A 23,460-nucleotide genomic window follows, 5' to 3' on the forward strand; every position below is an offset into this window, starting at 1 on the left:
ATAATAGAAGCAACATGATTTAACTGGAGGTTCACTATGAGAGTAGTTATATATGTAAGGGTATCTACAGATATGCAAGCAGAAGAAGGCTACTCACTAGAAGGGCAAATAGAGCGATGTAAAGCCTATTGCGTATCTCAAGGATGGGAAGTAATTGAGGTTTTCGTTGAAGAAGGAGAGTCTGCTAAAGATTTAGATAGACCCGAACTGTCAAGGCTCATGCAAGCCGCTGAGGATGGTCTATTTGACATTTTACTTGTATATAAGTTAGATAGACTTACTCGATCTGTGCGTGACTTACATGCAATCCTAGACCGTTTTGAGAAACTAGGGATTAAGTTTCGTTCAGCTACCGAAGTATATGACACGACTACAGCAATGGGTAAACTATTTATCACAATAGTAGCAGCTCTAGCAGAGTGGGAACGTGGAAATCTCGCTGAACGTGTGCGATTTGGTATGGAGACTCTTGTTATGGATGGAAAATGGCATGGAGGACCTGTACCCGAAGGATTCCATTGGGATGGAGAGACAATGCATCTTGTTGTCAGTGAAGTGAAAGTAATGCTAGAACTTAGACAAGTGTACATGGCTGGTAATGGATTCGGAGCAACTGCAAGTTCTCTTAATTCTAGAGGGCTATTTCGACGTGGAGGTAAACCGTGGTCCGCATTTGGTGTAGAGTATATTCTTTCAAACCCTTTCAATGCCGGAAAAATTAAATATGGTGGGAAAAATAAAAAAGGTAAGTACCCAAGTAAGAAAAAGGAACAATCAGTTGATGTTATTTGGGCTGATACAAACTATCCAACTATATACACATGGGAAGAATACGAAGAACATACAGAACGAATAAGACGTAGGCAATTTTATGGTACAAGTAAAAAATATGAATACTGGTTTACCGGCGTATTACGTTGCTCTCGATGTGGTAATGCAATGTTTGGGAGAACGAGAAAAAAGGCTAACGGTGTATTTACTATTTATATGTGTAGTAATCGTACGCAGTCAATGGGCTGTGATATGCCACTATTAAGACAAAATGTTGCTGAGAGTCTAATCATGGGTTACGTAAGATCAATAAAACTAACATATGAAGAAGTCGCTGCTTCCAAAGAAACAATTAGGGAAAAGAACGAATCTGTCGAGGATCAATTAAAGGAATTGCAGAAGAAATTAAATGCCATTTTAGAACGTAAGAAAAAATGGCAATACATGCTGGCGGAGGATCTAATTAGTGAATCTGACTTTAGAAATCGAAAACGGGAAGACGATGATATCGAACGCATAATACGAACACAAATAAATGAGACCAAAGCAAACTCAATTGGATTCAGTGCACAGAATGCATCTTTACTCATTGACTTACCTACCATATGGGAAGAAATAGACGATGCTAGCAAGAAAGAAATGATTCAAACGATATTCGAGTATATTTACGTGGATTGTGATGTTCAGAGTGGCAAGGGTGTTTCAGGGAAAGGTAGGTCTCTTCCTTTTCAAATTAAGGCTGTGACATACAACTAATACGGTTAATAGGGTGCATTGTGGATGGAATGGGAATGCATCGATTTCGTCCACAATGACTAAATCAAAGGCTTCATGGAAACGAAACAGTTGGTGTGTCGTTGACAATGTAATGTCTCCCCGCTCCCACCTCTGGTCACTTCCTCCATATAGAGTAACAACGCTCTTCTTGGGAAAAGCACGTCGAATGCGCGGATCAAGCTCAATAACGACGTCACGTCTAGGTGAAGCAATGAGCACTCTACCTCCCTTACTAATGACTGAATCTACAAGCGGAAATATCATCTCGGTCTTCCCTGCTCCCGTCACCGCCCATAACAAAAAGCTTCGAATATCTGACCTTTCTCCAAAATGTCCCTTCCGCCCGCCAATGCGTTTGATGCCGTGAGATAAAGTGTCAAGGAGTTTGTTTGCTCCACGCCATATTCTTTTTCCGTAGTGAGTTAATAAGTGAAGTTGTTGCAGAAAATGATTTGATCTAATGGGGTTATAAAATAGTTCTCGTTTCCCTTTCAAACGCTTGCATGTTTGTCTCTGCACTTCTTGTTGCACATGCAAATGAACTTCCTCCGGCATTCGACAATGCTCGCCTTGAAGGGGGGCTCTAGTGCCTTTGACGCTCTCCCTTCCGCCTACATTTCTATACTTAGGAGCCGTTTCGACAAATTGCAGAGCTACAGCCGCAGCAAATTGCTGCGCAGGGCTAAGCCCCCACTTTCCCAATCTTTCATTAATCGAGGCGTTGTATCCACTTAGATCGCCTTTTGCACTTATCCCGTTCATTGTGTGCTCACTATTGTGCAGCCCTCTAATCAAGAGCTCGCATTCCCGGCTTCTCCCCATCGTCAAGCATGCCTCGCAATACGCACACATCCGCCCGCACGACGCACAGCGCGTGCGCCGCATATGCTCCTCCCCGCTGCCGCACCGCAGGCAGCGCAAAGTGCCCGGTCGCCCGCCCCAATCGGCGGCGACCGATCCGCTAAGGCACACATGCCCGAGCAGCGATGCGAGCTGGATTACTCCGTTCCAGCTCTCCTTGGTATCGGGCACAGTTGCGCCCTCAAGCAGGGCGCGCGCTTCGCCGCTTAGCAGCGCACGTCCCTGCAATAGGCCAGCAGCAAGCTTCGCCTTTGCCGCAAGCAACCCCAGGCGCTCCGCGTCACCAACTGCTTCGCTCCCATATCCTATCGTCCCAATCGGTCTGCTAATATACGTCTCGCTATCATACTTCCCTCCCTCATATGTTCTACTCATACCAGCCTTACTATCACATCTCCCTCCCTCATAAGGTCTACCCATGTTAATATCGCTTTCCACGATCCTTATACCCTCTACTGTCCATAATTCGGTTAGATGAAGCAAATTATCAACCTTGGTATTATCTCTCCCCCTCTGTTCTTCAAAATGTGATCGAGGTCTTTGCGACTTATTAGAAGTCAGTTGCTTCCCTCCTTGACGAAAGCTATTTTTCACCTCTTTCTCCTTACACTGTTCGATCATTACCGACAGTTCCATTAGTTTCATTTCAACCTCTTGACGCTTTACTCCATTACCCTCAAGATCGCAATTATTCATCACTCGGTTTACACTTATTCTTTTCTGATTTTCATTTTGTTTCTTACTATTCCACTGCTCTATAATCCAGCATGCCTGCCCAAGAGGGAACAGCTCGCCCCACAGCAATCCAATCTCTGCATTTGCAACGCTACTCCCCCCACCAAACCAATATAAATAATCTACAGATGGTTCAATAGTCATTACTGCTCTCCACTGTTTATTATGTTTGATCAGATAAACGTGTGCTTTCACCCTCTTTACACCTCATCCCAACTTAAAATAAAAAAGCGCACTCGACGATGCCAAAAGACGGCAAAATCGAGTGCGCTTCACTCTTTGTTCTTATATGGTTCAAATTATAGGCTAAAATGGAATTTTCGACAAGTCGTCAGGGTTTTGCAAATCTACAAGGATAGCATGCTCTGCTTCCGAAACAATCCCTTCGGCCTGCAACAACCATAACATTTGATGGGCAACACTATCCAATTGTGAGCGCTTTCCGCTATGCGTTTTCAAATTATTATCCGTATGCTCTTGATGTACATGAATTTGCACATCTTTACCGCTTCTCCTCCAGCGTTCCACGATTGCCTTCGTTTCCTCCGTTACACCATGATCGACCACTGTCAGCCGAATATCCCTGCCAATCAAGCTAGAGAAGGAAAACAATGATCTTAAATACCATTCCATATTTTTTTGTCCTTTATCCGCTATCAGCACATAATGATTGCTCGCGCGTCTACGCCCCCGATAGGTCCAGAAAGCCAGATGCACCAACAATGCTGCCAGTAAATAACAACCAGCGATCAGCAGCAGAAGTTCAAACATGTCGGCCACCTCCTCTTTGGAACACTATATGCCGTTTCCTGCCTATCGGTTACGGTATTCGAGGACAAGGCGATTATAATGTACTTATTTCTTATGAATCGACAAAAATACACTCTTGATGAAACACCAATATGTGCTATCATTTTTGTACGTCTTCAAACATATATACATTATGATGGTCTACATATTCTAAGAAAGGGTGAACCCTTTAATTTCATGCTAGTTTAAAGTCTCTAAAACATTAAATAAGAGGAGAGTGAATTGATGAAGAAAGTTAAAGTTCAAATGATCTACCTTTTAGTCTTAGTACTAATATTAACTTTCCCTCTGAGCTCGCTAGTTTTTGCGGAAGGACAACAAGTGGAGACTCATGCTGTAGATACAACCATCACAACTTCAGTATGTAAACAATACTCTAAGCTATGGGGTAAAGTGATTCCCCAAGAAGAGGGCGTTCCATTCATTAAGGTCAATAGTAATGGTACCGCAACTGCGAAATTCAAAACAACGGAAGATTGTGTAGAGGTATCTTTTTCTGTTTATTCTTTTAAGGTAACACCTAAGCCCTACGAAGATCAAAAGCATATCAACAGCTCATCTCAGAAATTCGATAAAGCAGGCAATTACGAACTTGAAATTGACATTCCAGGCTGTGGACTTAGCCAAATTGATTTGTATGCAGGGCCTATTCAAATTAATCTGAAACCTGAAATTGGACACGACCATGCCACATTGGTCAAATACTTATTAGTCTATGGAAGCGCCTGCCCTATTGAGACGCCAACACCGACACCTACTGAGACATCGACACCAACACCTTCAACATCTAACGAGCCTACACCAACGACTTCTACCGTACCTACACCAACGACTTCTACCGTGCCGACACCAACGACTTCTACCGTACCTACACCAACGACTTCTACCGTACCTACACCAACGACTTCTACTGTGCCGACACCAACGACTTCTACCGTACCTACACCAACGACTTCTACTGTACCTACACCAACGACTTCTACTGTACCTACACCAACGACTTCTACTGTGCCGACACCAACGACTTCTACCGTACCTACACCAACGACTTCTACTGTACCTACACCAACGACTTCTACTGTACCTACACCAACGACTTCTACTGTGCCGACACCAACGACTTCTACCGTACCTACACCAACGACTTCTACTGTACCTACACCAACGACTTCTACTGTACCTACACCAACGACTTCTACTGTGCCGACACCAACGACTTCTACCGTACCTACACCAACGACTACTAGTGACCCAACACCATCGACTACTAGTGACCCAACACCGTCGACTTCTAGTAATCCTACACCAGTAGCTTCTACTGCACCTACACCATCGACTATACCAACAATTACTCCGCTGTCAGATGTTCCGGTAGCAGAACCACCACCATCTCTTGAACCATCTATTGAACCATCTTTTGAACCATCTCTAGAACCGTCTCCTTTGCCAAGTCCTTCTGAAGCCCCTCTCATTGAAGTGGAAGAAGAAGAGATTCCAAAGGGAGTCGAAAATGAAGTCATTGTCGACGAGACAACTGAAGAACATAACCCGCCTGTCGATACCCTTCCAAAGACTGGTCAATCAAGCGCGACCCCTTATTACTTATTAGGATCATTTATTACCTTAACAGGCTTAGTCTCACTTAAAAAACGTCGCCGTAGTGACAGTTAATGAACAGTAACAACATCCTATACAAATGAATAGAGGCTGCCGCTAAGTCTAAATGACTTAGCGGCAGCCTCTACTATTTTCGATAGCACTATCATTTATAAGGTTACCCAACCGAACTTTATGGAGCTAATAACAGCCTGTGTCCGATCGTCAACCTCCATCTTCTGCAAAATACTGCTTACATGGTTTTTAACGGTTTTTTCGCTAATGAACAAATACTCACCAATCATTTTGTTGCTTTTACCTTCAGCCATCAACCTCAATACCTCTGCTTCACGCCGAGTAAGTGGACTTTCATTTGTTGCAATATACTTTACACCAGGCTCCTTCGTTGCTGCTGCACCTGATGTAACACCCATCTCATCGAGATAGGTCATACGACGCAGTTGGTTAATCAACTTGCCAGTCACCTTTGGATGTATATATGAATGTCCTTGATGTACGGAACGAATTGCATTAATGAGAGATTCCGCTTCCATATCCTTGAGCAAATAGCCGGTTGCTCCTTTACGGAGTGTCTCAAACACATAGCTCTCGTCATCATGAATGGATAAGATAATGACCTTTACATCAGGGAACATACCCTTCAGTCGCTCTGTCGTAACAACGCCAGTCTCTATCGGCATATTAATATCCATCAACACGATCTCCGGCATCGTATGGTTACAGAACTCAAGCACTTGAATGCCGTCTCCACATTCCCCGATCACTTCGATATCATTTTCCATATTTAGAATGCGCTTTAACCCTTCACGGAAAAGCTGGTGGTCGTCAGCCAAAAGAATTTTTATTTTCCCTGAAGCGCTAGCCGATATCTGGTTCATTACTCTCATTCTCCTTTCTTTGTTCGGAAGTCGTTGGAATGTCTATTACAATCTTCGTTCCTTGTCCTGTTTTTGAGTCTATATCCATCCTTCCTTCAATTAGCTCTACACGTTCTCTCATACCGACTAAGCCAAAATGCGAGTGGCGACTTGTCGGCTGATCAACGGATCCAACCAGAAATCCGATACCGTTATCTTGTATCGTTATTGAAATAATTTGAGAACTGTAACTAATCTCCAGTGATACATAGGATGCGTTTGCATGCTTGAGCACGTTCGAGAATGCTTCCTGAACCATACGATAAATTGCCGCTTCCATAGCTGATGGCATTCTAACTTCTTTACCTAGCAAGTCGAATTTAGTACGAATTCTAGACTTCTCTTCGAAGTCTTGCGCAAACTTTCGCAATGCAGGAACAAGACCTAAATCATCAAGTGCCATTGGACGCAAGTTAAATATGATTTTACGAATCTCCTCGAGACCTGATCTTACCTGGCTCTTCAAATCAACCAGCTCATCTTGCACCAATTCAAATTGTTGCTTGATGAGCATACGCTCAGCAATCTCAGTCCGCAGCACGATATTGGCCAGTGACTGTGCTGGCCCGTCATGAATTTCCCTGGCAATGCGTTTACGCTCTTCCTCTTGTGCTAATATTATTTTCAAACCCAGAAGTTGTCTGGTCTTGGCTGATTCAATAATACGTGTTACTTGATTCAAATCACCAGATAAATACTGAAGCACAACATTAATCTGAGAATCGATCATCTCTGCACGTTCAATGGACTTTTCCACATTCCGCACACGCTTCTGAAGATCATCACGACGAGATTTTAAATAATTTTCCTTCTCGCGATAAACCATTAGATCGAGTTGAATCTGCGTCGCTTTCTCATAAGCGGATTTAATATCCTCTTCCTTGTAACGCACAAAGTCGCGACTGACCTCAGTCAGTCGCATACGGGCGCGTCGGTATTCTTGCTCCAATTGATCAACTTTTTCGATCGTTCGGACCGTCTCTTGCAACACTTGCTCAAGCTCCTGCTCCAATGCTTCAAGCTCCGTGCGCGCCGATTCACATATTTCATAGATTTGATATTTGCTATCTTCCATGACTTGAATCGCATTAGTTATGACTCTATTTATATCGACTGTCAGGTGGTTCACTACGTAAAGGCACTCCTTCATAAAAAAGGATACTACACTCTATCATACCACACTTTTACCATATCCCGTAAAGCTTAATCTATGGTAATCTTTTTCGACTTCTCTTCGTAACCCACTTCGAAACCTAGCTTTTCAGTGAACAAACGTACTGGAATAAGTGTTCTTCCATTACGAGTAAATGGAGCTACTTCGGATGTGTATCGAACGCCATTGAGTATATATTCTTTCTTCCCGATCGTCATCTCGATAACTTGGCTACCCCTGAGTACAGTCACTCGTCTAGTCTTATCATCATAAAGCACTTCTGAACCCATCGCTTCAGTCACAAAGCGGAGTGGAACATATGTTGAGCCATTCTGTAAGATCGGAGCAGTATCAAGCTTCATCGGACTTCCGTTAACTGTTGCTTTAGTATTTCCAATATTCATAACAATGGAAGCTCTCGCAGGATCGCTGACTTCAGCTGTTGCACTCAACATAATATTATCGATTGCGAAGGAGCCTGCAGCTGCCTTCTGCTCACTGCCTTTATCAATTGTAACTACGTAAATACGTTTAAGCTTGGCAGGGAAAGCAATACCCGAAGAGGCCAAATTCAGTTTGACATTTTTCCAGCCACTCCAGTTTAGTTCCTTAGCGACATCGATCAAATGTGCCTTACCATTCGCATCTAATATTTCAGCGCGTACCCAGTTTTTACTATTGTCACTGTATACGTCCATTGTCATAGATGTTGGTGATCCCGTAATCACTCTGCCATCAGCACCGAATACAGCATAAGCAGCTCTTGTCCCAGTACCAGCTGAGAAATCATAAGAAACTTGGAGTGCTCGTCCACTCTTCTGATCAGGAAGATCACTGACAAGCTTAACTGAGCCTTTAGTTACATTCGCTGGTGTTACTTCAGATGTAATTGCATAACGCGATACTTCGAAATCTTCAACTGATACAGCTTGTTCACCTTTTACAAATGGAATCGTCGCTCCATAACCATCATAACGGGCAATTGCATAACCAGTTGAGACACCTTCCTCTATTGAACCAACTGTAACTACTCCATCTTTGTATGTGCCTTCGAAGCCAACAAACTCCCACGCTAACGAATTTCCAGATATATTGTATGTGTTTCCATTTTTTAATTTCACTGTAATTGGCACGTTTAATGTTGAACCTTTCGTTAACATACCTGCAGAGTTATTGATCTTCATAGAAGCGATCGATTCTTGCCCAATTACTTCTATGTCATATTGTGCCTTAACAGCTCCAGACGATACTGTAACTTTGGACTTGCCGATTTTGGAAGCAGTAAATACATTATCCTTGAAGCTACCGGTTTCGTCTGTACTGCTCCATTTCAGCGTGGTAGGGTCAACAGCAATAGGGTTATAGTACGTGTCATAGCCGCTTACAGTAAATTGTGCCGTTCCTCCAAGCACCATAACGTTAGAACCGCCAACGATCATTCCTTTTAGCGCTCCCTGAGGGGCTGTCGTGAACACACCTATCCCGTTGGATACACTACGTTGCGAGCTCTCTTGCGTTCGATGAGATAGCTTTATTGAAGTACTGCCAAGTGGACGCTCTGTCATCGTTGTTGAGCCGCCACCATCAAGATTAACACCTTTATGTACGCCTAGTTGCACCATAACATCTTGCAATTCTTTCAGACTTAAACCTGTGTTGCCCCCGGCTTTTTCACTAGTGATCATATATACCTTCTTGCCGTCGGCAGAATAACCGATTGCTGAACGGGATGTATAGGAAGAACCACTTACACCACTTATATCCCTTGAAAAGGCCGCTGCCGCTCCGTTATCAACGAGCAGCGTGTGCCCACCAATGAGCATTTGGAACGATGAAGGATCGACCGCCGTACCTTTCGTTTTTGAGACAAGTGAATACGTTGAAGTAACTGGCTGTCCGACTTTCAAGTTGTCTTTTATAAACTTAGCTGCTTTACCATGGGCCCTGAGAATATATCCATTTTCAGGTATTGCACCTTGTATAGCTGTATCGAATGTCATTTGCTCTATGATACCATCACGTACAAGAACTTCAGTTGGCTTCGTTGCCGAATTTTTTGGACGCTCAGCTCCACCCCAAGCACTTGTATAAATAAACATATTGTCAACATGACTGTATGTAACGCCTTCTACTTCTGGATAATAAGTGGATTGATTTAAACCCTCGAGCTGGAACGTTGCGCCGTTCTCAGCCGTTACAACGCCTGAGAAAGAATATGAATCAATCGTAGCCTTACGATCTTTCGTTACAGCGAAAGCGTACATTCCCTTTAGCTTCGATGGGCTTGTTACTAATGTACCGCTCGTCACTTGTGCTCCTAGTGGCGCACCCTCGTTTGTCATAACAAATACATCGCCGTTGATTCCACCAACTGCTCCGTTTTCCTTTGTCATGTTCAGAATGTTATTTCGTTGTCCGATGCTGTTACTTTTTCCACTCATTGCATTTAATGATACGTACGGATTGTTTAAATCTACTTCGATGACATGAACGTCGGTTTGTACCGATTTATTTTTCCTTGTCGTGTGCCATACATAGTCACTACGTTTAGCACCAGCTGTTATAATCGATTGCTTCTTAAGTTTCAAAATAGGTGCTGCCTGTGCATCTGCTTGTGACACTATGTATGATTGCCATTTTTCCGGCATAATCGTTGCTATTGGTTGCACAAGTAGAGCACCGCTCACTGCTATAACCACCACACGTCTCCCTAGTCTTCTCTTCTGCAAACCTCTGATGTTAGTAACCTTGTGCATTATTTTTGCAACTCTCCCATCTCTATGTATCTACCTATTATAGACTACTAGAGTAAAGGAAAAGTTACGTTAATAAAAGACTACTATCACAATTTAATTTTTGAAATATTTTTCCTATACGAAAAAAGAACTATCCCACTTGCTCTTGGATGAGCAAATGAGATAGTTTTCCTTCTGCAATTATCGTGTTAACAGTTCCGCCTTCTCTAGCAAACGCATAATCATGACAGTGCCTTCCGCTCTCGTAGCATTTGAAGTTGGACTTAATGTGTATGATGTTTTGCCATTAATGATCCCTAAGTAAATAGCTTCAGCTACATTCGTTTTGGCGTAATTGCTTATCTTCTTGCGATCTGTAAATGCTGCAACATAATAATCTGCGGAATTAGGCATGTTTACCGTCAATCCAGCAGCTTTGGCAGCACGCATCATCATAGCAGCCATATCTTGTCTCGTAATATAGCTATTAGGTTTGAAGCTGTTGCCGCTAATGCCGTTGACAATCCCCGCTTTTGCTGCGGCACCGATATAAGCACCCATCGCAGTATTCGTGCTCACATCTGTAAATTTAGTTGCAGCCGCTCGATCACCGGATAGGCCGAGTCCCTTTGCTATATAAGTAGCAAACTCGCCTCTTGTAATGGACATGTTCGGATCAAACTTCGTTGCTGAATGCCCTTCAACAATAAACTTGCGAGCCATCATCTGTACCGAATCAACTGACCAATGATTGCCGATGTCGGAGAAAGTCGCTGTATTTTTTACAAGTGCGTACGCACTGTTTCCCTTACGTTTGAATATTGCTCTCGTTACGCCGCTCTCCGTCTTGAATGTAGTCGGTACGTAGGAAAGCGTACCCGTTACTGGATCCAACCAGACAGCAGCTGTTTGACTCATATGAACATCAGTTGGTGCTTTCAAGCTGCGAGAAACATAACCGCTAAAATTTTCTACTTTTTGCTTATTTGACCCATTAACGACCATGACCTCATAATGTACAGGCCCGCCAATAACCGTCGCCTTCGAACTATTGAGCGCCGACAGCAATGGGTTCGTTACAGATGAAGCACCTTGGTCAATAGCAATTAACAAATGATTTGATGCATTATTGCCTCCTAGCGCTCTCCCAAGACCAGAGATATCGATTGACCGCAGTGGAAGCTCAAATGTCGCATCTCCTTGCTGTACAACGAACGTAATATCGTTTGTGCTTCTAAGAGCTAATTCAAGCGCTAATATAGGTACAGCTACGATTGCTGCTCGTTCATGGTCCGGTACTTTAAACACGATGCGCGGACTAGCAAGCCCTGACGCTTTATACGTCGTTAGCGCAGCAATAAACTTATCGGTTTGCAAAGTATAACGATTTGCCGTAACGCCAGCAGGTGATACATCTGTAGTAGAATTAGCGGCTGAAGGTTTAATGCCTATTCCTCCGCCAATTGCAGCTTCATAGTCCCCCGTCAAACTATCTAAAAATGACGTCTCATTCAAAATATTTGTGTTAGCAAATACTGCTACAGACTGCCCTTGCAGGGATCTAAGTCCATTCGTATTGTTCAAATAGGACACATCCGCCTGCTCGCCAGATTTCACCGGAGAACTGAGCGTCAAAATGACGGTATTGCCCGCTACTTGTACATAAGCCACAGTTCGAATCGTTTGATTGGCACGTACAAGAAAAGAACTGACCGCAGGTATATACGTTGGATCAAGGTACGTATTGAATGTCATCGTTAATACAGAGCCCTTAATAGTCGCCCCCTGCATAATTGCAGTTCCAATAATTCCAGCCCCATTGCTTGCCATCATCTGTGTAAATGATGCAGCAACATTTCCGCTGTAATCTTTAATAGAACTCCAGTTACCGGTGTAGGATACTTTAACAATCTGCCCAGCGGATATTGACGTACCTAATGTCAACACAACAGTATCTCCAGATATAACCGCACTATTAACTGTCCGTATTTGGTTGTCTGCCAAAACGACATATTGTTGATTGGTTGGATTAGTTGATGTATTCAAATTTTCGTTGTATTTAATTGAAACCGTATTGCCTGAGTATAAAATATATTGGGCAACTGGAGCACTGCTGTCTACTCCGCCGCCTCCATTGTTGCCACCGCCATTATTGCTGCCGCCATTTACATTATAGTTGCTGAATGCGTTAACTTGGCTGCCTGACATTCCATACAACGGGTAGCTTCCCTGTGTATATGTTACGTTCACTGCTTGCCCGCTTGGAATCGTGCCACTAAGCGTCAGTTGTACAGTACTTCCGTTGTGCCACAATGAAGCCGTACTATAATTGGTTCCGCCAACGTTGACTGTGAACTGTGTATAGGCGTACGGGCTAACCGTCATTAACGTCTCATTGAAATTAAGCGTCACCGTGTTCCCAGAAGCCGAACCGCTAGAAACGACGGGATTCGTGCTTGTAAAACCGTTTGCTATATTAATTTTAGTTAAAGTAGCTGCTTGATTGCCCGATGCATCTTGTACGAGTCCCGTAGTCGGCTTCGTATAAGACAACTCTACCTTCTGGTTATAGCCTACTGAGCTGGACAATGTGAGAAGCACCATATTGCCCTCTATCTTCGCGTCTGTGACATTGCGGGGCACTCCGGCTACTGTTACGTAATAACTCGCAGGAGTTGGCTTTAGCGTTGTGTTGAGCGGCTCATTATAAATGAGTCGAATAACAGAACCGCTCACCTCGGACTTCGTCACCGTCGGAGCCGTAATATCTCCGCCTTTTGTCAAAAACGACCACTGATATTGATTCAGTATCCCAATGAACGCATTCCCTACCAAATCCGTAATCGCACCTTCATCGATATTGATATAATAGTTTGTATTTGCCGAAAGCGCAGCATTTGCTGCGGGCTCAATAATCATTCTTTTATTATCTGTTGTATCTACATAGAAGGTGGCTGGGAGTGTAGCGCCTTCATTAACTGGTATAAAATTGATTCCCTTTGTCGGATCAGTACCTTTAGTTATCGGTTTATTGAAACTGATCGTTAATTTAGGTTTTAGATCAACAGCTGTAGCTCCGCTAGCTGGAGATAATACGTTTACTGTTGGGCGGATACCGTCTTGCGTGATCGTAAATTCCCAGCCATATGTATTGGATATCCCCGTAAAGAAATTGCCTGCACCATCGCGAAGCGCACGGTCTCCAATCGTAACGTAGTACTTCGTATTATTCACAAATGACTTAGCAGGATCTGATGCTGAAAGGTAGCTAGTAGCATCAATTGTAATTTGTTTCGTACCTCCGCCTTTTACGCGAGCCGATGTTACAGGAATCGAGCGGAACAATGATCCTCCAACCGATTGTCTGATCTCAATATTGCCGCTATTCGGGAATACCTCTTCACTGAACGTTATTGTAAGCGGTGTGTTCACACCAACACTCGATCCATTCCTTATTGGTGTTAAAGCAGTGTACGATGGAGCCGCTGTGTCATTGCCATAACCAGTACTGAAATTCCAGATCGTCGCTGCTGATATGCCATAAAACCATTGGTCCGTGTACGGGGCCGGCTCAGAGAAAGCGCCAGGTTCAATAATGACATAATATGCTGTGTTAGCAGTTAAGTTTGATGCAGGATTAATAGTGACCATATTTTTGTTTACTGTAATGTATGACGTATTAGTTGCTTGAATTCGCTCAATAACTGCATTGTCGCTTACTCGTCTAATTTCTACATACTTATTGGCATTTGCTTGTACTTGTTGATCAAGTTTTAGAAGCAAATTAGAATCAATTGGTACCAGAGTCGCGTTATCAGCAGGAACAAAGGGTACAGAATCAGCCAAATTTATAGGCGCAGTTGTTGTTTTAAAGCTCCATGAGATTGAATCAAAACCATTGCCTGATGAGTCTTGAAAGTTGTCATTGGCAATGGTGACCTTGTAAGTCATTGTAGGCAGTAGAGAACCCTCAGGTCGAATAGTAATTTTTCTCGTACCGCTTCCAGTAACGTTACTGGAAGTAACCGGGATATTACGAGTATCATCATCAGATGACAAGGTGATAAAACCGCCCGCAGCATACACGATTTCATTAAATGTTATCGTTATGGCACTTGTAATCGAATGAGCTCCGCCTTCGGGAGTCCGGTTTGTATGTAGAGGCTTTATTGCGTCTTCGACTGCAACTGTGCGGAAGTTCCAAGTTGTTGCATTATTAATGCCCGAGTAGTTCGCCTCATTAGACGTATTTAAAAAGGCGCTAGCATCCATCAAGACATGATAGTCCGTATCCAGCGCAAACTTGCCTGATGATGCACTAAGCACAGGATCAATATAAACATCACGGCCGCCTGAAATGGATACTCTTCCGCTAGTAACCCCGATTGTTTCGATAAGTTCATTATTTGCCGTTTTGTAAATATATATATTGGCGGTAGATGGGCCTAACTTCACATTTTCATCAAACGTTATTTTTAAATTTGCCCCAAGCGGAACATTAGTCAAATTATCCGCAGGGTAGAAGCTAATACCAACAGGACCAGCTGGAGCAGCGGATACGCTCATGGAATCAGACCAACCGGGCAAGCTAAGTTGAAGAATCATGACAATAGCAATGAATAAGGATAGCTTGCGAGTACGATACATTTCATTCACTCCTCAAAATAATACACTTGTACCTTATTTTTCGGCTTTTAAGCATGAAAATTTTAGGTTATGTTACTTTTTTATATTTTAAGTACGATATCAACAAAAAAACATCGACTCGACCATCATTAGAAATGACGGTCAAATCGATGTTTAGGTTGCATTTAAAGAGTGTGATTGTGAAAAATCTTACAGACCTGCGCCTGCTTTTAATAGATCAGCCTTGTCAACGCGCTCCCACGGAAGATCGATGTCTGTACGGCCAAAGTGACCGTATGCAGCAGTCTGTGCGTAGATCGGGCGACGAAGATCAAGCATCTTAATAATGCCAGCAGGACGAAGATCGAAGTTGTTAACGATTAGTTCAACAAGCGTTTCTTCGGAAATCTTACCTGTGCCATACGTATCCACGTTAATGGAAACTGGCTTTGCAACACCAATCGCATATGCCAATTGGATTTCACATTTGTCAGCAAGACCTGCTGCAACGATGTTTTTCGCTACATAACGAGCCGCATAAGCAGCGGAACGGTCAACTTTTGTAGGATCCTTGCCGGAGAATGCACCGCCGCCATGACGAGCGTAACCGCCGTATGTGTCAACGATGATTTTACGACCAGTTAGTCCAGCGTCACCTTGTGGTCCGCCAATTACGAAACGACCAGTTGGGTTAATGAAGTATTTTGTTGCTTCATCAAGCCATTCAACAGGAACAACTGGTTTAATAACATGCTCCATAATATCTTGTTGGATTTGCTCCAAAGATACTTCTTCAGCATGTTGTGTTGATACTACGATTGTATCTACGCGAACAGGCTTGCCGTCCACGTATTCAATCGTAACTTGAGTTTTTCCATCAGGACGAAGGTAGTTAAGCGTACCATTCTTACGCACTTCTGCCAAACGGCGAGCAATGCGGTGTGACAACGCGATTGGAAGAGGCATAAGTTCAGGCGTTTCGTTAGTTGCGAAACCGAACATTAGACCTTGATCACCTGCACCGATATCTTCGTTTTCTTGCTTCATGTCCTTGCCATCACGAGTTTCAAGTGCTGCATTAACGCCTTGTGCGATATCTGCAGATTGCTCATTAAGTGATGTTAGTACTGCACATGTGCTTGAGTCGAAACCATACTTCGCGCGCGTGTAACCAATTTCCTTGATTGTGCGACGAGCAATCGACGAAATATCAATGAAATCCGCTTGGCTGCTAATCTCACCAATAACAAGCACAAGGCCTGTTGCTACTGAAACTTCGCAAGCTACGCGAGCATTAGGGTCTGCTTCTAAGAATGCATCCAGAACTGCATCAGAAATCTGATCGCATATTTTATCCGGGTGACCTTCCGTAACTGATTCCGATGTGAATAAGTGGCGTCCTTTTACCGACATCCGTATCAACCTCCTACAACTAATAGTATTCAATAAATGCGAACTTTCTACACAAAAAAACGAACCTTTTCCGCGAAGGAAAAGGTTGTTTGACAACTGTTCTTCTAAAAAATTATATTACCGAAAATGTCGCATGGTGTCAATGGACTCTGTACCTGCCAATTAAAGTGTAAAGCCTCCACCAATCACTTGCTCTGCTTGAGCAATAAGACGACGAGTTATCTCTCCTCCAACGGACCCTGCCTGGCGTGTTGAAATTTCGGACCAATGAACTTTTTGACCTCCGCCACCACTTACGGATCCAAGCTCTCCAGCAAATTCAGTATCTTCTCCAGCTCCAGTAAACCCACCGGACATTAACCCAAACTCAGCAGCAATTTCATACTTTAATTGATTTAATGCGGCCTTACTGTTTGGGACCACAATTTTATTAGATCGACTCATTATAAACACCTCCGAGGAAGATAAGTACACAACCGTAGTGTGTGCTCACATCATCGGACTCAAGCGTATAATCTATTGTCATTTGGAGAAAAATATAGCACAAGTCCCAACCTGATCATTAATGCTTGCCCATAACGGAATCAAGCTGTCACAGCTCTTGGAGAACTGTGACAGCTTGAAATAATAATTACTTTATTGTGTAATTGCCCTTCACTAACAGTGTGAGAGGAATACTCTCATCCGAGTGTCCTTTAATGCCACGACCATCACGAGGGAACCATATTAAATGGTTAGTTGGTACATTCTTGCCGTTCTTAATATCAATGCCATCAGTAAGATCTGAAATTCCGTTAGTGTCTGAGCTGAATGCAACGGCCTTGCCAACACGAACAACAACTTCCGAGCCTGCTGCTGCCATCAACGTCTTTCCGACAGGAACTTCAACAACTTCTAGCTTCGTACTCGTTCCTGCATCGGAACCATTAGTACCACCTGTAGTGCCGCCAGATGAGCCCCCTGCACTTAACTTAGCAATCTGCTCATCTACATAGCTCTTCGTTACTACTGGGTCTTCTATCGTTCCTGCCGTGTGAGTAGCACCACTATTGGCGTTTGAAGTCCATAATGTACTGCCCCATACACCTGCGCCAACGACAGCAACCACCACTGCTAGTTTCAAAAATTTGTTTTTCATTCGTTCTCCCCTATCAAATCATTGCTTAAAAAGATTGCTAATTCATAGAATACTAGATTTTGAGGGGGGGATCTACCCTTTCACTTAAATCATTTTGCCGCTGGGGTAGGCGACATGACTTGGAACGATCCGAATTTCTTCGTTCCTAGCAAACGCTTATACCCATCAATATCTTCATAGATATTAATGATATATCCATTGTACACGAAATCCCCTAGCTGATTTCCTTGAATTGGTACTATAATTTTTTTCTTTTCTCCTGCTTGTAATCCTTCGCCTTCGACAGGCTCAACTTTCACAGAAGTACCATATGAATGTTTTCCATTACTAATTTCGAAATACAGCTTAGTCTCCTTTTCAACAACATCATAAATAGAAGGTTTTAACAACGTGTAATCCATCTCTAACTTCACATTGGATACGTCATTTAGCATCGTATTTAATTTATCTAATGTGAAAGTATAAGGCTCTAATTTTAGATTAGTTAATGAAATTTCATGATCTTGTTGCATCTTCGGCAACTTGAACGCTTGCGCAGAAATATAGCTATCACTTATTCCATCTTGTCCACTATAAACAGCACCATTTAACGCTTCTCCAATAATTAATTGCACTGATTCATCTTTATTGAAAGTTTTTGGTACTGGTGCAGTTGCAGTCATAATTGCAGTACCATCCGGCTTCACGCTTGTTTTGATAAGCGGTAGGTTAGCTTCAATAAATTGTCCATCACTTGTTTTAAAGTATGCTTTAAGGACAGGTAGTTTAGCTTGTCTGCTTTCCTTATTCGTATACTTAAACTCAGCATATAACATATCCCTGTCTTTTCCAGTGAATAAGAACGTATTTAAAAACTCTACTGTCGCACGCCTTCCGACAGAATCAATTTTATACGTGCTTCCATAGCTAAGTTCTGGTGATTTGTTAATTTCATCTAATTTAAATAATCCTATCGTTTGTTTGCTTTTTTCATTAATTTTATCCGATAAGCTTAAAGTAATTTCATTAAAGTCGAACATATATGGAACTTTTGTTGTAAGGACGTAACGAGTTGATTGTCCTGGTTCGATGATTCCTGCGCTGTCTAATTTAATTAGACTAGTCTTATCTTCCTTAACTAACAAGCCATTTAAGCGCAATATTGCAGCTATGTCAGGAATAGCTTGTGACTTTTTACCTTTATTCTCAATATCTATAAACAAGTTAATAATATCTTGACTGCCCCATGGAAGTCGTTCAGCCTGTTTAATTTTGATCTCGTAGAGTCCCTTTGTACTTGTGTACGTTTTAGTAGATACTCCCTTAAGTTCTTGTATTTTAGATAGTTTAAACGCTGCTGATACATACTCTAGTTTATTTTTTTCATCTTTTGGCTGTTTAACCACCAAAGTTAATCCATCACTAAGAGTTACAGGTAGAACCGCCTGAAACATTACTTCCTTCTCCACACCTGGAACTAGTGTTTGATCACCCTCTGCTTCACTAAGTGTAACCGGGTATTTAACACCATTGGAAGCTAATATTTCGTATTTATATTTTGGCAATATAACTGCTTCTGCACCTTTATTCAACCATTTTGTTGTTAGTATGATTTCATTCTGTGTACCGTTTTGATCTGCATATACATTAACAATTGAAGAGTTTACATTATTTCCTGCAATGGAGATCGAGGCCGTTTTGTTTTCTCCTACCAATATCTTATTGTCCTTACCCCAACCTATTTCAAAAATAGATCTTGGCGTTTCAATTTTAGCTTCAGCATCTAAATCTGTGACTAAAATTTGAGCCCCAGTTAAGTTTATACCTTTTTTAGCAGAAGTTCTTAATGTATATTTCACTTTTTCTCCAACTGCAATTGATTCTGTATCAATTGGTTCTGACGCCATCTTTAAAACTAAGCCTGACTTTGTCCGTATGTAAAACTGATAGTTAGGAAGCTTGTATTCAAATGAACCTATATTCTCCATGTTCAGATCAACTTGAATTTGACTAGTTGCACCCATTGTAAATACAGTTCCTGCGTTAAGTGATGTTTTAACTTTACTATTATCATCCGCACTAATAGAGTATGCATTTGCAGGGACTGCATTTTTATATGCAGACGTTACATTAGCTTTACCAATTTTTTTGGTATAGTTCGGGAGTGAAAAATCCCATTTTACAACATTAAAAATTAAATTATTATAATTCACTGTTGAATCAACCTGTGAGTAGAAAACAAAGTCTTTTTTTGTTTTTGAAGGTACTTTACCCGATTTACTATTACTCGCATGAGGTTTAGTTGTATAGGTTGCGCCCGCAGTAGATTGCAATTCCACCCAATAATCCATAAAGTCGATAGTTGAATTATCACCATTATATACAGATAGTGTATAAAATACTTGCTTCTCTTTACCGCCGTACAAAAAGTAAATGTCTTTAATTTGGATATAACTTTTTGATGAAATCATAAACTTCTTAAAGTCTGCGCCCTTAAATGGTACCAAGCCAGCTGGTTTAGCTGTGTTGGTCGGTTTTGGTTTAGCTGCAGCAAAAGTTACGGGTACTTGTACTGTTGATACTGCTAAGCTAGTAGCAACAAGAACAGAAGCTGAGAATAATATTACTTTTTTCATCGCACATTTCTCCTTAGTATTTAGTCCTTACATAAATAGACGTATATTAGAGAGATTTGTTTCATTTTTTTAGAAAAAAATTGTTTCATACAATAGTAATTATCATTAGCAACATAAAAGAAAAAGAGCCTTCCGAAATAATCGGAAGGCTCTTTTTTGGAAACCAAGTTGTAATTAACTACTATGAAGTAGCAACTACTTTAACTTTGTATGGTTTACCACTTAGTTTAGAAGTAAATGTAACAGAGTAGCTGTCACCAGCTTCAATGTTATTAACTGCAGCGGATCCAACAACTCCACCTTGGTTAACAACTTCTAGAAGAAGTGAACCAGTACCTTTTGCTACATCGTCAAGATCAGAGATACTAGCTGTAAATTCGCCAGCAGTAACTGAGTTCATTTCAACTCCGAACTGATCTTTGATTTTTAGTGTATTAAATACAGTTGCAACATTAACTTTAGCTTTGTCGCCTTTAACAACTAGATCTTCAGCAGTAAGTACAACTGTACCATTTTCGCTGTAGTTTTGTTGTTCGATTGTAGTAGGAATTAGAGCTTCATTTGTAACAATGATTTCTTTTTCCAATGATGTTGAAGTAGCTGTAACAAATACAACATACTTAGCTTTTGCAGTACCGTCGTTGCCAACAACTACATCTCCAGCATTAAGTTTAGCACCGTCATATTTCAAACCAGCAGTAGCTGGAGTTACAGTGTACGCACTTGTAGGAAGTGTAACAGTTGATCCATCTGTACGTTTACCTTTAACTTCAACAGCAACGTTATGGCTATCAGCAGTTTGTTTGCTGATTTTTGCAGATGTTGTAACTTCATATGATTCGATAGAATCATTGTCGATTACAGCAATTACATGACCATCGTATTCAGAGATTACAGCTTCTGCAACAGTACCAGCTGCAAGCTTAACCAATGAAAGCTTGATACGCTCATTACCTTTTGCAGTTCCAGTCAAAGTAATAAAGCCGTCTTTAGTAGTAATTTCGCCAAAACCACCAAGTACGTTAGCAGTACCGTCAGCAGCAGAAATTACAACTTTGTGAGTAGAAATAACGTCATTAAGTTTCACGTCGCGACCAAATTGATCTTTAACAATGATATGTTTTGCTTCGATCTTAACAGTTCCACCAACGTGAACGTTAGTACCGATATCTTTTAGACCAACTACTGCTTCTGGGTTACCAGCTGCAACAACATTGATTTGTAGTTGGGAGTTGTTTGGAGTACCAACAACAGTAGCGCCAACGAAGTTTGCACCTTCAACAGATGGAGCAACCCACTCGATGTAAGCTTCTTTAGTGCTGTAGTTTTGTTTCAAAGAAATTTTATCGTTACCATTGCTAGCGTACAATGTGATTTTACCATTGATTTCGCTATATTTTTTCACTGCATTACCGTTTTGGTCAAGTGCTGTGAAAGGAATTTTTACAGTTTTGTTAATGGAAACTGCTTCTGGTTGCTCCAAAGTGAAGTTAGTAAGAACAGATGCTTTCTTAACTACTACATCAAGGGAATCAGACTTTTGACCAAACAACGTCGTTACACGTACAGTGTTTGTTCCATCGAAAGTTAGAACGCCAGTTGCAGGTGCTGTAAGTGGAATACCGATTTTGTCGTTATTCGGACCTACACCAGATACTGCGTGATCTTTGTTAACTGTGAACAAAGATGCGTTGTTAGCTACTGCAAATACACCAGCTTTGAATTGTGCAAGCGTTACAGCATTGCCGTATTGATCTTTAGCATCTACAAGAAGGTAGAAATCAGCAAATGCAGAGTTAGTCATCAATTCTTTGTTAGTAGCATGGTATACAGACAATACATCTACGCTGTCAACCATAGCTTCTGGACCAACAGTAAATGTTTTTGTTGCAGTTACGCCATAAGTGTTAAGGTTTAGAATTGCACTTACATATACAGACTCACCAAGAACAAAAGTTCCAGTGCTAGTCAATGTAACAATACCATCTTTTGCAGAATGAGAAGCAGTAGTACCAGCTTTACCTACTTGGAAAGAAAGGCTTCCACCAGCAGTTTTTGTTACATTTTCGTTGAATTGGTTAACAACTTTGTAACCAACTGCTACTTTTTTGTAGTCGTTACCAGCAACTAGTGCTACTTTATCGTTAGTGAATTGAATTTCAGTGATTTTCTCATCAGCTGTTTCAAACTTAGCAACGATTTCTTTTTCGTTAGCGCCTGTAACAGTAACAGTGGAATCACCTTTCAACAATTTGGAAGCAAGATCCAAAACAACGGATTTCTTGTCTTCAGCGAAAGTAGTTTTCACTACATCACGAGTAGCAATACCGTTTTTAACTACGAACTTAACTTTTGTAGTGTCAACAGCTTTGTTGAATTGTACTGTTGCTTGTTTAACACCAGTTTGAGTTACAGAAGCTGTAACTTCTTTTGAAACGATAAGGCCAAGAACCTCACCTAGAGTTTGACCTTTGCCTGGAACTTCAGTGTTAAGTGCTGTTACGATTACATCGTAAGTAGCGCCACGAAGTGGAATACCAGCCATGTCAGTTTTGTCAGTTGCAAAACCGTATTTGATTGCAGCTGCAGGAATGTCAGCATAAGCTACTTCTGCACCGAAAGCGCGAATTACGAATGCGAAGAACTCTTGGTTCTTAAGTTCGCTTCCGAAACCGAACTTGTTGTTGCCTTTACCCTCAGTCAGTTTGTTTTCAACTGCCCAAGAGATGTAACCGTCGTAACCTTTGTCAGTTACGTCAGTGAAAGTGTGGGATTTTTTAGTTGCTTTTGCAACTTCTTCTTTACCAAGAAGACGGGACAATAGAACGATGATATCTTGACGTTTCCAAGTTTGATCTTCTTTAAGATCGCCCTCTGCATTACCTTTGATAACACCTAGTTCTTTCAGGAATTCACCAGCAGATTTTGTTTCTTCTGCTGCAGATACAACAGTTGCGAACATGGAAAATACCATTGCAATCGCAACTAACAAGGATAAACTTTTCTTCATAACCTTTTTTTCTCCTCCTCTAAATTGCTTCGGTTGTTGAGAGTTTTGTTTGGATAATAAATAGCTCGTTTCCCTCATAGCCGATTCACCCCCTTCCCAGAGTAGAGCAGTAATTTGTATAAATGATGTCTACACACATGATCAACCCTATGTAATCTCATGTAGTAGAAACTTGTAAACCATGAAAGAATAGATGCTAGATTAGCTGCATCACTATAACATTATACAATGGGCTACCCTTACCGTAAAGAGGAAGTTGAGAATTCATTCCATTCGCTTCTC

13 protein-coding genes and 1 pseudogene are annotated in these 23,460 nt (G+C 41.7%); 2 read left to right on the top strand and 12 right to left on the bottom strand.

Annotated elements, in window-relative coordinates:
• Nucleotides 1–36: 36 nt before the first annotated feature.
• Nucleotides 37–1,527: a recombinase family protein gene (locus tag MFF31_RS06615; RefSeq protein WP_238187277.1), complete on the top strand. Its 1,491-nt coding sequence runs from the start codon at nucleotides 37–39 to the stop codon at nucleotides 1,525–1,527.
• Between the two features lie 24 nt (nucleotides 1,528–1,551).
• Here MFF31_RS06615 and MFF31_RS25375 read toward each other — a convergent pair.
• The 3 genes and pseudogenes from MFF31_RS25375 to MFF31_RS06630 all read right to left on the bottom strand — a co-directional run.
• A pseudogene (locus MFF31_RS25375) lies at nucleotides 1,552–1,857 on the bottom strand (DEAD/DEAH box helicase family protein); the annotation flags it as partial.
• A 1,593-nt stretch (nucleotides 1,858–3,450) separates the two neighbouring features.
• Complete coding sequence (locus MFF31_RS06625; RefSeq protein ID WP_238187278.1) at nucleotides 3,451–3,915, bottom strand: hypothetical protein; 465 nt, start codon at nucleotides 3,913–3,915, stop codon at nucleotides 3,451–3,453.
• A 752-nt stretch (nucleotides 3,916–4,667) separates the two neighbouring features.
• Nucleotides 4,668–5,426 carry a hypothetical protein gene (locus MFF31_RS06630; protein ID WP_248565412.1) on the bottom strand — a complete coding sequence of 253 codons (759 nt, stop codon included), beginning with the start codon at nucleotides 5,424–5,426 and terminating at the stop codon, nucleotides 4,668–4,670.
• Between the two features lie 4 nt (nucleotides 5,427–5,430).
• On the opposite strand from MFF31_RS06630, the gene MFF31_RS06635 reads away from it, so the two are divergent.
• Entirely contained in the window at nucleotides 5,431–5,625 is a 195-nt protein-coding gene (locus tag MFF31_RS06635) for an LPXTG cell wall anchor domain-containing protein (RefSeq protein ID WP_248565413.1), read from the top strand.
• Between the two features lie 95 nt (nucleotides 5,626–5,720).
• Here MFF31_RS06635 and MFF31_RS06640 read toward each other — a convergent pair whose 3' ends face one another.
• The 9 genes from MFF31_RS06640 to MFF31_RS06680 form a co-directional block, all read right to left on the bottom strand.
• A complete protein-coding gene (locus MFF31_RS06640) occupies nucleotides 5,721–6,449 on the bottom strand; it encodes a response regulator (protein ID WP_238187280.1) in 729 nt (242 codons plus the stop codon).
• The gene (locus MFF31_RS06645) at nucleotides 6,430–7,608 is read right to left on the bottom strand and encodes a sensor histidine kinase (protein ID WP_375541303.1); all 1,179 of its coding nucleotides are present in this window, start codon (nucleotides 7,606–7,608) and stop codon (nucleotides 6,430–6,432) included. Before MFF31_RS06645 ends, MFF31_RS06640 begins: the two co-directional genes overlap by 20 nt.
• 83 nt (nucleotides 7,609–7,691) lie before the next feature.
• Nucleotides 7,692–10,397 (bottom strand): stalk domain-containing protein, encoded by a 2,706-nt coding sequence (locus MFF31_RS06650; protein WP_248565414.1) that lies wholly within the window; start codon nucleotides 10,395–10,397, stop codon nucleotides 7,692–7,694.
• Nucleotides 10,398–10,577: 180 nt separating this feature from the next.
• Complete coding sequence (locus MFF31_RS06655) at nucleotides 10,578–15,023, bottom strand: Ig-like domain-containing protein (protein WP_238187282.1); 4,446 nt, start codon at nucleotides 15,021–15,023, stop codon at nucleotides 10,578–10,580.
• Nucleotides 15,024–15,212: 189 nt separating this feature from the next.
• Nucleotides 15,213–16,415 (bottom strand): methionine adenosyltransferase, encoded by a 1,203-nt coding sequence (gene metK, locus MFF31_RS06660; protein ID WP_238187283.1) that lies wholly within the window; start codon nucleotides 16,413–16,415, stop codon nucleotides 15,213–15,215.
• Between the two features lie 162 nt (nucleotides 16,416–16,577).
• A complete protein-coding gene (locus MFF31_RS06665) occupies nucleotides 16,578–16,859 on the bottom strand; it encodes an alpha/beta-type small acid-soluble spore protein (RefSeq protein ID WP_238187284.1) in 282 nt (93 codons plus the stop codon).
• Nucleotides 16,860–17,046: 187 nt separating this feature from the next.
• The gene (locus MFF31_RS06670) at nucleotides 17,047–17,553 is read right to left on the bottom strand and encodes a hypothetical protein (RefSeq protein WP_238187285.1); all 507 of its coding nucleotides are present in this window, start codon (nucleotides 17,551–17,553) and stop codon (nucleotides 17,047–17,049) included.
• 89 nt (nucleotides 17,554–17,642) lie between these two features.
• Nucleotides 17,643–20,168, bottom strand: a complete 2,526-nt coding sequence (locus MFF31_RS06675) for a hypothetical protein (RefSeq protein ID WP_238187286.1) — start codon at nucleotides 20,166–20,168, stop codon at nucleotides 17,643–17,645.
• Nucleotides 20,169–20,349: 181 nt separating this feature from the next.
• The gene (locus tag MFF31_RS06680; protein WP_238187287.1) at nucleotides 20,350–23,256 is read right to left on the bottom strand and encodes a hypothetical protein; all 2,907 of its coding nucleotides are present in this window, start codon (nucleotides 23,254–23,256) and stop codon (nucleotides 20,350–20,352) included.
• Nucleotides 23,257–23,460 lie beyond the last annotated feature (204 nt).

The sequence above is a fragment of the Paenibacillus sp. L3-i20 genome (assembly GCF_022180385.2).
Classification (GTDB): Bacteria; Bacillota; Bacilli; order Paenibacillales; family Paenibacillaceae; genus Pristimantibacillus.

Coding starts and splice junctions, on each gene's coding strand:
- MFF31_RS06615 (WP_238187277.1), top strand. CDS start 37: ATGAGAGTAGTTATATATGTAAGGGTATCTACAGATATGCAAGCAGAA.
- MFF31_RS06625 (WP_238187278.1), bottom strand. CDS start 3,915: ATGTTTGAACTTCTGCTGCTGATCGCTGGTTGTTATTTACTGGCAGCA.
- MFF31_RS06630 (WP_248565412.1), bottom strand. CDS start 5,426: ATGAGAGGGGCTTCAGAAGGACTTGGCAAAGGAGACGGTTCTAGAGAT.
- MFF31_RS06640 (WP_238187280.1), bottom strand. CDS start 6,449: ATGAACCAGATATCGGCTAGCGCTTCAGGGAAAATAAAAATTCTTTTG.
- MFF31_RS06650 (WP_248565414.1), bottom strand. CDS start 10,397: ATGCACAAGGTTACTAACATCAGAGGTTTGCAGAAGAGAAGACTAGGG.
- MFF31_RS06655 (WP_238187282.1), bottom strand. CDS start 15,023: ATGTATCGTACTCGCAAGCTATCCTTATTCATTGCTATTGTCATGATT.
- metK (WP_238187283.1), bottom strand. CDS start 16,415: ATGTCGGTAAAAGGACGCCACTTATTCACATCGGAATCAGTTACGGAA.
- MFF31_RS06665 (WP_238187284.1), bottom strand. CDS start 16,859: ATGAGTCGATCTAATAAAATTGTGGTCCCAAACAGTAAGGCCGCATTA.
- MFF31_RS06670 (WP_238187285.1), bottom strand. CDS start 17,553: ATGAAAAACAAATTTTTGAAACTAGCAGTGGTGGTTGCTGTCGTTGGC.
- MFF31_RS06675 (WP_238187286.1), bottom strand. CDS start 20,168: ATGAAAAAAGTAATATTATTCTCAGCTTCTGTTCTTGTTGCTACTAGC.
- MFF31_RS06680 (WP_238187287.1), bottom strand. CDS start 23,256: ATGAGGGAAACGAGCTATTTATTATCCAAACAAAACTCTCAACAACCG.